This window comes from Streptomyces viridiviolaceus, assembly GCF_014650995.1.
Lineage (GTDB): Bacteria > Actinomycetota > Actinomycetes > Streptomycetales > Streptomycetaceae > Streptomyces > Streptomyces viridiviolaceus.
Genome location: NZ_BMWA01000010.1, coordinates 199,417 through 200,419 on the forward strand (window position 1 = coordinate 199,417; position 1,003 = coordinate 200,419).

The following is a 1,003-nucleotide window of genomic DNA, read 5'->3' on the forward strand; positions in this document are numbered from 1 at the left end:
GTGGGGCGGCTGAGTGAGGCCATCGAAATCGGGGAGCGGGTGGCTGCGGATCGTGAGCGGCTTCTGGGTGCGGACCACGCCGATACTCTGACTGCGCGCGTCAATCTCGCCACGTCCTATCGGGACGTGGGGCGGCTGAGTGAGGCCATCGAAATCGGGGAGCGGGTGGCTGCGGATCGTGAGCGGCTTCTGGGTGCGGACCACCCCGATACCTTGACGGCGCGCTCGAGCCTCGCCTTTTCCTACTGGGAGGCGGGGCGGACGAGTGATGCCATTGACATCGAGGAGCGGGTGGTCGCCGATCGTGAGCGGATCTCGGGTGCGGACCACCGCAGCACTTTGACCGCGCGTGCAAACCTCGCTGTTTCCTACCAGCAGGCGGGGCGGATGGGCGAGGCCATCGCGTTGCTGGAGCAGGTGGCTGCGGATCGTGAGCGGCTTCTGGGTGCGGACCACCCCGATACCTTGACTGCGCGTGCCAGCCTCACTGTGTCTTACCAGGAGGTCGGGCGGCTGAGTGAGGCCATCGAAATCGGGGAGCGGGTGGCTGCGGATCGTGAGCGGCTTCTGGGTGCGGACCACCCCGATACCTTGACGGCGCGCTCGAGCCTCGCCTTTTCCTACTGGGAGGCGGGGCGGACGAGTGATGCCATTGACATCGAGGAGCGGGTGGTCGCCGATCGTGAGCGGATCTCGGGTGCGGACCACCCCAGCACCCTGACCGCGCGCGCCAGCCTTGCTGCTTCCTACCAGCAGGTCGGGCGGACGAGTGAGGCCATCGCGTTGCTCGAGCGGGTGGCTGCGGATCGTGATCGAACCCTTGGTCCGGAACACCCCGACTCCATCTCCGCACGTGCCAGCCTCGCCGCCTCCTACAAGGAGGCGGGGCGGATGGGCGAGGCCATCGCGTTGCTGGAGCAGGTGGCTGCGGATCGTGAGCGGATTCTTGGTGTGGATCATCTCGACACTTTGACCGCGCGTGCCAGCCTTGCCGCCTCCTACT

General features: G+C 67.0%; 1 protein-coding gene. It reads left to right on the forward strand.

Translation table 11 applies throughout. From position 1 onward, the window contains the following. On the forward strand, positions 1-1,003 hold a 1,003-nt coding region (locus tag IE260_RS16550; protein WP_189872507.1), incomplete at both ends, for a tetratricopeptide repeat protein.